Origin of the sequence: Pseudoflavitalea rhizosphaerae (assembly GCF_003991355.1) — a bacterium.
GTDB lineage: Bacteria > Bacteroidota > Bacteroidia > Chitinophagales > Chitinophagaceae > Pseudobacter > Pseudobacter rhizosphaerae.
The window spans coordinates 738,034-752,242 of record NZ_RCSU01000002.1; the positions used below are offsets into that span (position 1 = coordinate 738,034).

Below are 14,209 nucleotides of genomic sequence, written 5' to 3' on the forward strand. Positions count from 1 at the left end.
ACAGGACGCAAAACGATACCAGGGGTAAGGCATCGAAATGGAAAAAAAATTTCAGCCCCGGGGGCTCAGCAGTACCGTTACCACAATGGCCACTTCAGGATAATGTTTTTTCAGGTAAAGGCGGATGGAAGCCAATGCCCGTACCAGGTGGCTTTTGGAAGTTGTGGGAGAGATCTGCATCTCCTGCGCGATCTGTTCGTGCGTGAGCCCCCTGAAGCGGCTCAGTGTGAAAGCGGTTTTGAGTTGGGGGGAAAGCTGATCGATAGCTTCTTTCATCACCTGCTGCAATTGGCGGTGAGCCAGTTCTTCTTCCGCAGACGGCGAAAGATCGGCAAAGAAGCCGAGCAGGTAGGGCTCATATTCAGGAGCAATTACTTTTTTACGCAAATAATCGCGGGCCAGGTTACGGGTGATGGTATTCAGCCAGGGTCTGAACTGTTCCACTTCAGTAAGGGTGGCCCTTTTGATCCAGACCCGCACAAAGATCTCCTGTGTGAGGTCCTGCGACAGTTCCGGTGATTTCATCAATTGCAGTGCTATTCCGTACACATGCTGCACATACTGATCGTACAGCATTCTGAACGCCTGCTGATCTCCTTCCGCAATCCGTAGTATCAGTTCTTTTTCATCGTATGGTACCGGCTCTGCCAAAAACAACCCTTTGGTATCAAAAATATCGATTCAAAACGAAAAAGCCATGCCATCCGTAAATGGATTGCATGGCCTGAATAATCGAATAATGGAAAACAGAAATCAGTAATTCTTGATAGCCTCATCAAATGCCGGTTCCAGGGGAAGGAATTTGGCCGGACAAACATTATCTCCCATTATCTTAAAATCCCCATTCTCATTTCTTTGTACATGCACCCTGACGGTGCCATCGTTATAGGGAATGTATAATTGGTAAAGTTGCTTTTCTACACAATTCATGGTGATGAAATCGATAGTAATGGTTTCGCCATCAACGGTGAAATCCTTTTTGAAATTCTTTATCGCTGTTCCTCCTACTGATATCATGGTGCTACATGGTTGGTTCAGGTGCAAATATCGCCCGCATTCAGGAGATTCAGTAATGGAACTGAAAATAAATAAGTCTTTATCCGGGAACTGATCAAATCATTTATTCATCAGCGCCCTTCCGGCAGTGATACGAAATCCTAATGGTGCAGTGTTTTCCCTTTGGATCACAAGTTCAAGGTTGGCTATGGATTGAAAGATCGAATATTCCAGATCACTGCTGCCAGCCTCATTCAGAATGCTGAACTGATCAGCCTGCAATTCATTCCGGCCATCCTGTTGAATGCATGATCCGCTCAGTCTGCAAAGCAATGTCTCAGGCTTTGAACCACTCTCCTTTTTCACGATGACCGGCAATTCCATACTGAACTTCTTATCTTCTGCAATGGTAACCTGGAATGGATTCCCCATATGAACGGAGGCCCACTGGCCTGAAATACTATTTACATTTTTATCATTTATGCTTTCTACATTTTTCTTGCAGGAAAAGAGACAAATGAAAGCAGCTGCAATACAATATATATTTCTCATCTTATTCAGTTTAATTATTGACAATTGATTAAGGAATAAGCTGCGTAACTACCGGAAGACGGCAACTTCGATTGTGTAACCCAGTTTGTCATGTCTTTATAGGCAACAGTAATGGTGGCGCCCAGCGCTGTGAATGCAGACCTGTTGATGCTCAACTCGGTGACGGTTGCGGATTTACTGGCATTTACAGTAGCAGAAACGGCCGTCCATGACCAACCACCGGTGCCGGTATACCTGTACAAAAGGCCATTCTCGATCAGGTAATCGGCGCCGGAAGATCCAAACTGACTGTCCTGATACCCAGTGCCCGCATTGTTATCGGAATCGATATAAATTTGATATTGTGTATTGTCCATCCCGCTGCCGGCAACACCAAAGAACAATAACTGCGCATTGTTGGTCACCTTCAAAGTCAATGCGCTCTGACCTGTAGCCGTTGCTATGGCAGCAATACTGCTCCAGTCGTTCAGATTTCCATTTACAGTAATAGCAGGACAGGAACTTTGCGTTCCGGTTTCATCAACTCCTATATCTACTCTTGTTCCGTTCAGTCTTGGCTGGCCATCAAAATCCACTTCTCCTGAAAATGGGCTGAACCCGGATTTTCCCGCATTGATACAGGGAGAGCCAGACTGCAGGTGAGGATCAGGGTTAGTTTCACTGGCGCTGGTAATCTCCGGATCAGAAAAAATGGACTGATCTGTACCGTTATCATTCGTCAGTGTTCGGAAGGCTGTGAGGTCCAAACCAGTCCAGGTTCCGGCACCGGTCTGCTGGCTGGCGCTGAAGGAAGCAGTATTGTTGTAATAATAGTTTGCCCTGCAATTGATGGCTGAAACGCCGGTAGCCACCGTGAACATCTGCGTATAACGGCCATAGATCACATTGTTGAAGCAATCGATATTATTCGCGTTTTGCAGCACGATCTCACTCGCCCACTGGCTGGAAGAAGCATTTTTGATAAGCGTATTACCAGTGATGGAGCTGTAAGAAACAGTGCCTTCCGCGCTTCCATTGTTCACGCCATTGGAACCGTACAAGATCCCCGCCAGTGAATTATTATAGATAAGATTGTTCCTTACATGAATACCGCTTGAGGTGGCATTGGGTTTATCTATCTGGTTCTCGCAACCAACTGTGATCCCAAACTTACTATTGTACACTTTGTTGTTGGCGATCAAAACATTTATCGCACCATCAGCGTAGATGGCGCCATTATCCGTATAGTTGCAAATGCAGTTGTAGGCCGTATTCCCCTTGATAGTACCATTCGATGGCTGGTTATTGGTGGTAATTGCCGGATAAGTAGCCAATCCCAGTACATCGATCCCGATATTGGTGATATGATGTACATTATTCCCTTCAATATTGAAATTGTTTATATTCCCTTTCAATGCAATGCCTTCACTCCAACCTGTAATGCAATAAGACACTTCATTGTTGAGAATGGAAACATTGCTGATTGCTGAAGATGCATTGTCCCCAACAATCGCAATTCCATTGGCGCCAACACCACTGCTACCGGGATTGTCCGAAGGGTCCCAGCTTTTGTTAACGTAAGAGATCTCAGTGATCTTGTTTCCGGAAATAGTAAGATTATTTCCTGCGCCAATAAAAGTGATCCCGGTAGACCATGCCTGTTTTCGGATGTTCTTGATAGTTAGCCCGGAAATAGTTACAGAACTTGAGTTCTCGATATAAATGGTATGCACAGCTGAACCATTCCCGGCAATGACGGCTTCACCATCACCTGCACTGGTAAGGGTGATATTATTCTTGTTGGCGATCACCACCGCCTGACTGTAAGTTCCGGCATGTAGCAGCACCCGGTCCCCGGCCACGCAGGCATCAATTTGTGTTTGAATGGAAGCAGGCGCATATACATGCCTGTCAACCGCAAGTAAGTTCAGACAATAGAATAGTAGTGCCGCGATCATCGCAGCTTTTCTCATGTGTTCCATAATGGCAAATTTTAAGTGTGAAAGATTATTTTATGGTTAGATAAATACCCAGCTTATTCAAGCCGGTAGCGGGTTCCCAGGTATCATTGTTTGCGAAGCGGACAGCATATTCAGGGCGCTCACCAATGCTTCCGTATTTGTCGGGCAGGAATAAAAAAGTCTCGTATTCGCCGGGAGTAACTGTTGAGGGTACTGTTATGGCGCTTTCCAATTTAATATTTCCGCTATACCATGTGCGGGGATCGGCATCTGTATCGAAGGAAAACTGTTGTCCTGTTGTGCTGTTCCTTAAAACTATTTTCACCTGCCGGGGATTGTAGCAGGACGCGTACCCCCGGTTGATCATTTCGATACTGAAATTCATTTTTTGTCCGGCGGCCACCGTCTTAGGGAAACTGGCCGACTGCAGCACGAACCTGTATCCCAATCTTTTCTTTATCTCTTCCATGCAACCACCGGTCTGCCAATCGTTGTTCACATCATTATTGTAGGCACAGTTCAGGAAACTGTAATGAAGGCTTTCCAGTTCGCTTTGTGCAATACCTGCTGGTGCGCAATCGTTTTGCGGGCTGTAATCATCCGTGCAGGTTTCGCCGCCCACCACAACAAACCTGCTGTCTTTCTTTTTGTATCCTTTCAGTACACCGAGGTCTGATTTGCGTACGGATAAGGAGTTACCATAATCCTCGTAAGTGCCGTAATCATCGGGAGAAGCAAGGAGACAATCGTTGTGAAATCCGATACGCGCTTTATCGGTTCCCTTGAATGCTTCATTGTCCAGCAATGGAGCAACACTGGTCAGCGCCTGTATACCATACACGAATCGTTGCTTCAATTGCGGATAACGGACCTGTATCATCCTGTCTGTGGGCACCGCTTCCAACAGAGCGCGAAGCACATCTGTTCTGTCGCGCCAGTTATCATCCAGCAGTTTTCCCGCCGCTCCGGTCTGCGAAGCGTCGCCAAAATGATCAGTATAATACTGTTCGCCCCAAACTCCTATAAAGCCCATTTGCACACATGCGATCACATCTGCATTATTATGAAAGAGATCTTTCAATTGTGCAATATGGCCGAGTACAATTGATTTGGGCGCATCACCATAAGGCGGACAAATAAATCCTTCCGGACAGGCGCCGGCATTTGAGGTATTGGTGTATGTGAACCGGGGGATCAGTTTTGATCCGGCTTTCCGGGCTATTTCAAAATCGGCCCTGACATTGTCCAGGAATTCTGCAGACAGAGGTTTGTCCTTAAATACATTCAAAATGTAATAACGGAATACCAGCGTGCTTTTCACACTGTAATTACCGCCATCGGCCTTTTTCCCATTTCTCCATTCTTTCAGCTGGTCCTGATCCAATGGAATGAAATTGCCGGCAGTGGTTTCACTATAGCGGTAAAAACCTCTTTCCGGATTGGGGAAGTCTTCATTACTTTCAGTATAACTGACGGTGATGGTTTCCGTATCCTGGGCAGATGATTTTACCGGTTTTGAACAAACTATAGTTGTAAGTCCAATCACCAGGAAAGAGAAAAACATTTTCACGCCGACATCCATTTTGTGTAAAATGATAATAATGAAAAAATCTACTTCAATACCAGTTCAAAGAATGGCAACTCGTTCAAAGCCGCTTCCACAGTGATCCTGACCGGCCCCTTGAATTTTCTTCCATCGATATACTTCCAAATTCCCTTCGGCAGCATAACGTTCCTTTTGTTATCCTTTGCAAGGACCGGCGCCACCAGGATGCTATCGCCGATCATCAGCTGATCGTTGCAGCCCGCAAATCCTGCATTGGGAAAAACATATTCCATATGTCTTACCACAGGTTCACCGGTGATGGCGCTTTTCTTTACCAGTTCCATGATCAGCGGCGTGTATTTCTTTCTCAGTGCAACAGCTTCTTTGATGGCAGCCAGGTGTGGTTGGTCCAGTATCCGCCAGGGCGCCACGGAGAATTGCATCATTGGCATGAGCGCATGACATTGAGCAGAGCGCACAACCAGGTCCTGGTCCAGCTTACTGGCATCTACATTATCGAAGGAGCTGTAGTCGCCGCCACCGATCATATCCGGGCAGGTAAAAGGATAGCCCAGCAATCCGGCGGCTGTCATGCCCGGCACCAGTTTCCGCAGGTCTTCCCAGGTATGCAGTTTATCCCTCAGTCTTTCTGCAAGTGGTTCACCTCCCCGCTTCCACATAGCGCGGTATTCATTCAGCGGGTATTTGAGGCCGAAAGCTCCCCACAATTCCGTGTGTTGATTGGCTGTTGCGGGTTGAAAAGAAATTGTATTAGAAGGATAATATTCCGGATCACCTGCATCGAACTTGAAACCATCAACGCCGTATTCTCTGATCAGTTTATCCAATTGCTGCTGGTACCAGTTTATTGCTTCGGGATTGGTAAAATCCATCACCATGCTGAAACCATTCCACCATTGTATGATCGCTGGCCTGGTGGCATTTTCCCAGGTTCCGTTTTTCTCTTTTTCCATCATCACCCACTTCTTCTTCATCAGGAAGCGCGCCTCTTCGGAATCCGGACGGATAAACGGACAAACCCAGACCATTACTTTAAAGCCCAGCCGGTGCAAAGTATCCATCATGGCTTTGGCGTTATCGAACCTGTCTTTCCTGAATTCAAACCGGCCATAGTAAGGAGCCCAGTTATCGTCTATCATCAGCACACCCGGCTCAAAACCGTTGTCAATAATGGAGCGCGCATACTTTAAAATATCATGCTGATTTTGATCGTAAATGAGCTCGATCCAGGTATTGTACTGGGGTTTGGAAAACAACAACTCGTCAGGTATTTTGCCTGATGGAGGGAAACATTTACTGGCGGCAGCTTTGTACGCTTCTGACAATGTGCTTCCGGCTTTTTCTATGATTATATTTTTTTGTTTGCTGAATTTTATTTCTTTATCTGTTAAAGTGAAAGCAAAAGGCTGATCACTCCAGACATACCGGCCTTTATTGGAGAGCAATAAAGGAGCGGCCTGGTTTCCTCTTACATCTCCGTTCAGGTCAAGTGTAAAACCTTTTGGGAAAGGCATGTGCTGACTTTCATTCACTGCAGCACCATACCATTTTTCACCGGGTAACAATGCCACTGTTTGCTGTGCAGATGAAATCATCATATTCATCAGGAATAAAATGCCCAGTAACAGTCGCATATAAGATGTACGTTTTTCCATTTATTTATCCCTCCATTTATCTACTTTGATCCTCCATATCCCGCCACGTTCAGTGGTGGTATAATTCCAGGTAACATCAGCGCCGGTCAATGATACAGCCTGTGTTTCCCAGGTGCCACGGCAAACGAAGATCTCTGTCAGTTGCCAGTCTGTATGTCCGGGTGGATAAGGAATAGACAGGCAATAGCAGTTATTCATGTCAGGGTTCTTGTGGAATTTGTATTGCGGCTCATTGCGGCTGCCCCATCCATTGATACTGCCAAAAATATACAGGTCTTCATCGGCAGGCGTTGTAGCCGGTGTTTCCAGCATGATGGTGATCTGGTTGGCTACAATGCAGTCTGCAACCGGATCACAGGTCAGCACATCTTTTCCATAAAAACTCTTTTTTCCTATTTCAGTATTGTGAGTATCAAAGGAGGTAACCAGTACTTTATATACACCTCCCCTTGCCTCTTTGGGTATGTTAAGCTGTACATTGAAAATATGATATTCAGGACGATAGAAGGAAGTGATCTCAGCAGAACTGAGTAGTTCATCTTCTTCATTCATCAGTTGAAAGGAGATCTTTCCCAGACCGGTAGTGGAACCGGTATTGCCATTGACGGGAATATATTTTCCCTGCAGGCCGGACATGCTTGCTACTGTATCTTCAGCCGTCAGATCCTGGTCATTGTTCACATTGTCCACTTTGAATATGGTGAGGGAATTTTCGATATCGTAGGGAGCGCCGTTGTGATCGTCGTTCTTATTGCAGCTGACAATGATAAGCGTCAACACCAAAGAGGCCATGAACCCGGCAAACAGCCACTTGCTTTTCTTATTCATAAGAAATTATTTATTTGATCAGTAACCAGGTGTTTGTTTTACAATACCCTTACTTAATTCTATTTCAGATTGTGGAATTGGGTACAACATGTAATGGTCCTGCCAGGGACGTGTGGTGGTGTTGATCTTTCCAACACGGATCAGTGCATTCTTCAGGGAATCCACTCCCCATCGTCTCAGATCGAACAAACGCCAGGCTTCCATGCCCAATTCCAAACGTCTTTCATTCCTGATATTGCGCAGGAGCTCATCATTGTTGTATGACTGGTAATCGGATTCGGATGGTAAGGTCAGTCCTGCCCTGTTCCTCACACGCAGCAGCAGATCGATGGCCTCATCTTTGGCGGCAGTACCTACAGAGCCTTCAGACATCAGCGCTTCAGCTCGGGTCAGCAAAACGTCTGAAAAACGGAACAAAGGCCAGTTGAGCGGAATGATATCATAACGTTTGTAATCGCTGATCTCTTTTCCGGGCACTACGTGTTTGCCCATGCCAGGTGCGCCAGCGTTGCCGCACATCGTTACTCCGGAGATCACATCATCGGTGGTGGTGGCTGTGTATTTGCGTCTTCCGTCGCCAGGCTGAAACTGACTGTACAGGTCACCCGAAGGCGCATTTTGCCCCCACATGCCATTGCCGCAACCAACTCGTATAGGCGTTAACGTTCCATCGAAAGAGTCAGGTCCCCAGCCGCCGCCATTGTCTGTAAAATTCTCAACACGCTGGATCTCCCAAACCGACTCAATACCGTTGGCTGTGGCTTGGACAAAGTTTGCGTAATAGTCGGGATTCAGATTGTATTCGCCTGATGCCATTACCACCTGGGCGGCAGCAGCGGCTTCCGTGTATTTTTTATCGAAGAGGAATACTTTCGCCAGCAACGCGCCTGCCGCGCCTTTGGTAACGCGGCCCACCATTTTTTCATCGATGGTTGTCTGTTTTGTCGGGAGTGCCGGGATAGCTTCGGTGAGGTCTTTTTCAATCTGATCGTACACCTGTCTCGCCGTAGCACGGGGCATGTTCACATCATCTGCATTGCCCGGATTGATGGGCTTCGTGAACAAGGGGATCCCACCATAATAATTCACCAGCATGAAATAATAGATAGCCCGCAATGCCTTGCATTCCGCAATGAAGCGCGCTTTTTTCTGATCGGAGATGGGTGCGGTTTCGATGCCATTGATGGCCACATTGGCGCGGTTGATGCCTTCATAAAATCCCTTGTACATATTCTCGAAAGCAGGACTGAATTTCGCTTCAGCAACATTGGCATAATCGGTGATTGGGTTGATATCAACATAGGGAGGGCTGCCATCATCCCGGTTCATTCCGAAATTGCTATCATCGGAAGCGCCGTCTCCCAGGGTCCAGAACATGCGGTCGAATGTTTTGTCCCAGCCGGAAACATCGTATACACCCACCACTGCCTGGAAAGCTTTCGCCTCATCTGTGAAATAGGTTTCTATTGTATATTGACCGATAGGTTTCTTATCGAGAAATCCTTTGTTGCAACCCCATACCACCACTACCATCATGGCGATCGTCAGCGTTGCAATAATTATCTTTTTATATTTTTCCATTGCAAGAGTTGTTAATCGTTAAAAAGTAACATTCAGTCCAAACAGCAACATTCGGGGTTGCGGATATACGCCCCGGTCTACACCGATCTGCAAATCCCTGTTGGCGGAGAACACATCGCTGTATCCCGTTGAGTTGATGCCGATCTCAGGATCGAATCCTTTGTATTTTGTTATCGTGAAAAGATTACTGGCGCTCACATAGAACCTGATCCGCTCTATCTGCATTTTCTTTGAAAGTACTGTCGGTACAGTATAACCGATCTGAATATTCTTCAATCGCAGATAAGATCCATCCTGCAGCCAGAAACTGGAAAACCGGCTGTTCTTCGCATTATCATAATCACGGAAAGCGATCCTTGGTAAACTGGCATCAGGATTATCAGGCGTCCAGCTTTTCTTCACATCGGCCAGCCTGTTAATACCTTCATTGTACCTGGGATCGCCCACTGTTCCCTGCTGGTAGAAATAATTGTAGATCTTGTTACCGGCCACCCCTTGAAGCAGCATACTGAAATCGAAATTCTCATAACTCAGATTCAGGTTGATGCCGTAAGTGTATTTGGGAGTAGGGTTACCAATGATGGTCCTGTCTTCTTCATTGATCTTTTTATCACCATTGAGGTCTTTGTAACGGATATCGCCGGGGCGCAGTTCCGATCCTACCTGGTCAACCGGTGCATTTTGTATTTCCGCATCAGACTTATAGATGCCATCGTACACAAATCCATAGAAGGCGGAAATGGGATGCCCCACCATTGTTCTCGAAGGCTGGTAAGCGCCTACCAGCGTACCATCCGGTGGAACGATGAAATCCATATCACCTAAACTGATCACTTCATTTTTGTTGATACTTCCATTTGCACAAATGGAATAATGTAATTTCCCGCTTGCATTATTATAAGTAACAGTAGCTTCAAAGCCGGTGTTGCGGATATTGTCGCCATCGAGGTTGATCAATGGAGGATTGGTGCTGGAACCGAAAATATCGCGCACTTTGGGGATCACGCGCATTCCTTTGGTGATGCGGTTGTACCAGTCGAGTGTGATGTTCAAACGCCCGCGGTATGCAGTGAGATCAAGCCCGATATCCGCTTGCCTCAACCGCTCCCATCCTGTTCCGGTAACGCTCGCATATTGTCCCAGTGAAATTCCATTCTGCGATACACCGCCCAGTCCATAATTGGAATTGATCTTAACCAGTGAATAACCTGGATAGGCAAGATTGCCGATATTGCCCATTTCACCATAACTGGCGCGGAAACTCAGCTCATCGATCTGTTCTATCGCTTCCATGAATTTTTCTTTAGCCATCCTCCATTTAACGGAGGCGGCCGGAAAGAAGCCCCTGGGTTTATCGGTTACATATGCGGGTGAGCCGGCGTCCTGCCTGCCTGTTAACTGGAGATAATATTTTTCTTTGTAGTTATAGCTCAGTCGTCCGAACATGGATGTATAGGCGATCTCAGAAGGTGGTGTGAAAGGGAAACTGATGGTGGCGGGATCACCCAGACCAGGCTGCTGGAAATCGGGCGTCTGGTTGGAGAAATTACTTTGACTGTAATTGATGGCTTTGTTGTACACGTATTGTGCAACGTAACCGGCAGTAAGTTCAAGACTGTGACCTTTCAACCATTTGGACCAGGTGGCATAGTTATCCCAGTTCCAGTTATGACCACCGTATTGCCCTGCATAGAGATTGGTGGCAGACACAGGCGCAGCAGCGCTTCCCACCAGGCTTCCATTGAAAACGGAATAGCTGCCTGAATACTGTCCTGCTGCAAAAGTGGAACGGAATGTAATGCCGAAAGGCAGTTTCACCTGTCCGAATACACTGCCGGAAAGATTATTGTCGGTATACTTCGGATTGCTTTTTTGTATGGTGTTGACGGGATGAAAGATATTTCCGTACCAGTTGATATTGGCCACTGGCGCCACGCCATATTCACCATTGCTGCCATACACCGGAATATCGGGGGAATAGAAAACAGCCGACTGCATGAAACCTGTTCTGTCGTCATTAGTGCCGGCCACCACTTTCCTGTTGGAAGTGGAATAGCCCAATGTAATTCCTACTTTCAACCATTTGTTGGCGTTAGTTTCCGCATTGGCGCGTAATGATGTACGTTGGAATCCGCTGTTCACCATCGTTCCGTCTTCTTTTCTATGTCCAACGGAAAAATAATAAGTGGATTTGCTGTCGCCTCCTGAAACACCAATGCTGCCATCCACCACTTTTCCTGTATGGAAAACCTGGTCCTGCCAGTTGGTGCCGGATTTTGGAAGATTGGCAATGCGCTGCGGTGTTGCCCATTCCGGGTTGACAGCAATGGGCACAAAGGAAACAACATCTTTGAATTGTTCATTGTAGGCCCTGATGATATTCGTATTCAGTGTCGCTTTTTCCTGAATATTCAGCACGTCCATTTTTTTCCAGACCTGTGATACGCCGGTAAAACCATCAAGAGTCACTCTCACTTTCCCGGAACTTGTGCCTTTCTTTGTTTTGATGAGCACCACGCCATTGGCGGAACGCACACCGTAAATAGACAGTGCCGCTGCATCTTTCAGGATATCGATGCTTTCTATATCATTTGGATTGAGGAATGAAATACCGTTAGGTTGGATGATATCATCCACTACATACAGCGGCTCGCTGCTGCCGGCAGGACTGGCGGTGGAGATACCGCGGATGCGCACACTGATCTGCCCACCGGGATCACCGGTACTGGATGTGACCTGTACGCCTGCGGCCCTTCCCTGCAATGCCTGGTCGATAGTGGCCACCGGCGCTTTTCGCAGCACATCACCGGATACACTGGATACAGCGCTGGTAAGATCTTTTCGTTGCTTTGTGCCATAACCCACCACCACAACATCCTTCAGCATATCGTTGCCTGGTTTCAGGCTCACGATAACGGCATTATTGCCTTCGCTTTTCAGGATATAACCTGTAATGGTGCGGCTCTGGTAACCAACTGCAGAGAATTCGAAATTGTAGGTCCCTTTTACAGGCAGGTTCACAAACGAGAACTTTCCCAGGGAATCGGCAAAAGTGGTGTAAGACCTTTCGCCGGCGGAGCTTTTTGCAAGGACGGAAGCAAAACCAATAGGGTCGCCCTTGCTATTGGTGACAATCCCGGTAACGGTTACGGTTGGGGGCTGCTGTGCAGTGGCGATGCCTGACCACAACAGGATGGCAGTCAGCAGCACAGCCGTTAGTTTTAGTAGTTTAAACATATTGTATTCTTAGGCAAGTATGCTAATATGCCATACTACGTTTTCCGGGACAACTATCCCCTAATCAACCCGGAAAATTTATTTCGATATATAGAATTTTTTGTCTGAGATCTTTTTTACCCCAAGATTATTGATAGCGGCAATATTTTGAAGGATCTTATCGATCGATTGGGTAGTATCTACAGATATGAATACATTGATGGAAGATGAAATTTCTGTAGGATAATCGATCTCTACCTTATACCGTTCAGCAAGCTGGTCCAGCACATCTTTCAGGTCCTGGTTTTGAAAATTGATATGACCGCTGTTTTCATCAGCTGCTGGTTGCATCTCTGAGGTTTTTGCAACCCGGGGTTTTGTATTAACCGATGTACCCTTTTCCATTTCTGTTTTTGGGGCTGATTTAGCAGCAGCCAGCTCATCATATCGGAATTTCTCGAAGATCTCCTTCCTGATATTAAAACTGATCTGGTCTCCCGGTAACAGGTAATTGGCGATGGTTTCATCTTTCACTTTTTTCACCACCACTTTGCCTTCATACAGCACAACAGAAATGGTCTTCACATTACCATCCACGCTGAACCTGGTTCCAAGTGCAGTGGTAGCCACCTTGCCACAGAAAACAGTGAATTGCTTTTCTTTATCCTTTGCTACGGAGAATTCGGCTTTGCCGGTCAGGTAGATATGGCGACTGGTTACATTATAATCACCGGCATACCTGATCTCGCTGCCGGCTGAAAGTGTAATAATGGAATGATCGGGAAGCGAGATCCGCTGGTCAGCAGTTGTACTGTTCTTCCTGATCGTTTCAGTGGTATTGTTTGCAGCCAGTTCAGTTCCTCCTGCAATTTTGTTATCCTGGCTGAGTTGCCTGATACCGAAGAATAAGAGAACGGCTGCAGCGGCGCTGAACAGCGAGATCATCATTGCTCTTTTCTTTTTTCCGCTACGGATGGATTCCTGTATGTTACCGTACAGCTCCTCATCAACGGTTGTTGCCGGAACCGAAACATATTTCTCCCATTCCTCTTCGGGAAGGAATTCCTCCAGCACAGCCGGATGCTGCCGCAGGTATTGCAATACACCGGCCGCTTCATCCTCCGGACATTCGCCCCTCAGGAACTTCTCTATGAGTTTTTTATCGATCAACTTACAACAGTACTATATTGAATAATAATGTTCCGCTCATGATTATCAAAACCGGGAAAAATGGTTTGATGAATTTCAAGGCAAGATGGATATGGTTCTCCACCGTTTTGGTGGAAATGGAAAGCATGGAGGCTATTTCGCTGTAGCTGTAACAGTTCAGCCTGCTCAGCCTGAATACACGCTGTCTTACAGGCGGCATCTGCTTTATCAGCAATTCCAGTTTTCGTAAAGTGTCGTTGTAAGAAACACTTTCAGTCACCAGCTCCCACTGCACCGGCCCTGATTGATGGAGCTCGGCTTTGCGCAACGCCTTCTGTTTTCTCAATTCATCTATCATGATGGTCCTTGCTATGCGGAATAGGACCGAAGACAATGAGATCTCTGCCTTTAAGCTCAGGCGGTATTTCCAGAGCTTGATGAATGTTAGCTGAACAACTTCCCTGGATAATTCCGGCGACCTTGTTTTGTCGAAAATATACCTGAACAATGGCTCCTGGAATTGCTCAAAAGCTTTGCGCAGCGCAGTTTCGTTGCTGGTTTTTAATCCATCAATTAATGACATAGCAATTGTTTAGCGAATCAAATCTAATGAAACAGGATTGGATTTCAACAGGTCAATCGTTTGCGTAATTGCCTTTTTCCACAAAAAAGCCTTCAGACCAAATGACCTGAAGGCTGTTGCAGATGACTGTTTTAATTATTGG

The 14,209-nt window shown here is 46.4% G+C and carries 11 protein-coding genes; all 11 read right to left on the minus strand.

Annotated features, from left to right (window positions below):
• Positions 1–51: 51 nt before the first annotated feature.
• On the minus strand, positions 52–651 hold the full coding sequence (locus D9Y29_RS05670; RefSeq protein ID WP_127125875.1) for an RNA polymerase sigma factor: 600 nt from the start codon (positions 649–651) through the stop codon (positions 52–54).
• 102 nt (positions 652–753) lie between these two features.
• Complete coding sequence (locus D9Y29_RS05675; protein ID WP_127125877.1) at positions 754–1,017, minus strand: hypothetical protein; 264 nt, start codon at positions 1,015–1,017, stop codon at positions 754–756.
• 99 nt (positions 1,018–1,116) lie between these two features.
• Positions 1,117–1,548: a hypothetical protein gene (locus D9Y29_RS05680; RefSeq protein WP_127125879.1), complete on the minus strand. Its 432-nt coding sequence runs from the start codon at positions 1,546–1,548 to the stop codon at positions 1,117–1,119.
• A gap of 14 nt (positions 1,549–1,562) precedes the next feature.
• Positions 1,563–3,509, minus strand: a complete 1,947-nt coding sequence (locus D9Y29_RS05685) for a right-handed parallel beta-helix repeat-containing protein (RefSeq protein ID WP_127125881.1) — start codon at positions 3,507–3,509, stop codon at positions 1,563–1,565.
• A gap of 25 nt (positions 3,510–3,534) precedes the next feature.
• Complete coding sequence (locus D9Y29_RS05690) at positions 3,535–5,052, minus strand: DUF4832 domain-containing protein (protein ID WP_127125993.1); 1,518 nt, start codon at positions 5,050–5,052, stop codon at positions 3,535–3,537.
• Positions 5,053–5,099: 47 nt separating this feature from the next.
• Positions 5,100–6,689: a glycoside hydrolase family 31 protein gene (locus D9Y29_RS05695; RefSeq protein ID WP_127125883.1), complete on the minus strand. Its 1,590-nt coding sequence runs from the start codon at positions 6,687–6,689 to the stop codon at positions 5,100–5,102.
• A gap of 21 nt (positions 6,690–6,710) precedes the next feature.
• Positions 6,711–7,538, minus strand: a complete 828-nt coding sequence (locus tag D9Y29_RS05700; RefSeq protein ID WP_127125885.1) for a hypothetical protein — start codon at positions 7,536–7,538, stop codon at positions 6,711–6,713.
• Positions 7,539–7,556: 18 nt separating this feature from the next.
• Positions 7,557–9,119, minus strand: a complete 1,563-nt coding sequence (locus D9Y29_RS05705) for a RagB/SusD family nutrient uptake outer membrane protein (RefSeq protein WP_127125887.1) — start codon at positions 9,117–9,119, stop codon at positions 7,557–7,559.
• Positions 9,120–9,137: 18 nt separating this feature from the next.
• A complete protein-coding gene (locus D9Y29_RS05710) occupies positions 9,138–12,356 on the minus strand; it encodes a SusC/RagA family TonB-linked outer membrane protein (RefSeq protein WP_127125889.1) in 3,219 nt (1,072 codons plus the stop codon).
• A gap of 78 nt (positions 12,357–12,434) precedes the next feature.
• Entirely contained in the window at positions 12,435–13,505 is a 1,071-nt protein-coding gene (locus D9Y29_RS05715; RefSeq protein WP_127125891.1) for a FecR family protein, read from the minus strand.
• 1 nt (position 13,506) lies between these two features.
• On the minus strand, positions 13,507–14,067 hold the full coding sequence (locus D9Y29_RS05720; protein ID WP_127125893.1) for an RNA polymerase sigma factor: 561 nt from the start codon (positions 14,065–14,067) through the stop codon (positions 13,507–13,509).
• Between the last annotated feature and the right edge of the window lie 142 nt (positions 14,068–14,209).

Coding starts and splice junctions, on each gene's coding strand:
- D9Y29_RS05705 (WP_127125887.1), bottom strand. CDS start 9,119: ATGGAAAAATATAAAAAGATAATTATTGCAACGCTGACGATCGCCATG.
- D9Y29_RS05690 (WP_127125993.1), bottom strand. CDS start 5,052: ATGTTTTTCTCTTTCCTGGTGATTGGACTTACAACTATAGTTTGTTCA.
- D9Y29_RS05710 (WP_127125889.1), bottom strand. CDS start 12,356: ATGTTTAAACTACTAAAACTAACGGCTGTGCTGCTGACTGCCATCCTG.
- D9Y29_RS05700 (WP_127125885.1), bottom strand. CDS start 7,538: ATGAATAAGAAAAGCAAGTGGCTGTTTGCCGGGTTCATGGCCTCTTTG.
- D9Y29_RS05695 (WP_127125883.1), bottom strand. CDS start 6,689: ATGCGACTGTTACTGGGCATTTTATTCCTGATGAATATGATGATTTCA.
- D9Y29_RS05680 (WP_127125879.1), bottom strand. CDS start 1,548: ATGAGAAATATATATTGTATTGCAGCTGCTTTCATTTGTCTCTTTTCC.
- D9Y29_RS05675 (WP_127125877.1), bottom strand. CDS start 1,017: ATGATATCAGTAGGAGGAACAGCGATAAAGAATTTCAAAAAGGATTTC.
- D9Y29_RS05720 (WP_127125893.1), bottom strand. CDS start 14,067: ATGTCATTAATTGATGGATTAAAAACCAGCAACGAAACTGCGCTGCGC.
- D9Y29_RS05685 (WP_127125881.1), bottom strand. CDS start 3,509: ATGGAACACATGAGAAAAGCTGCGATGATCGCGGCACTACTATTCTAT.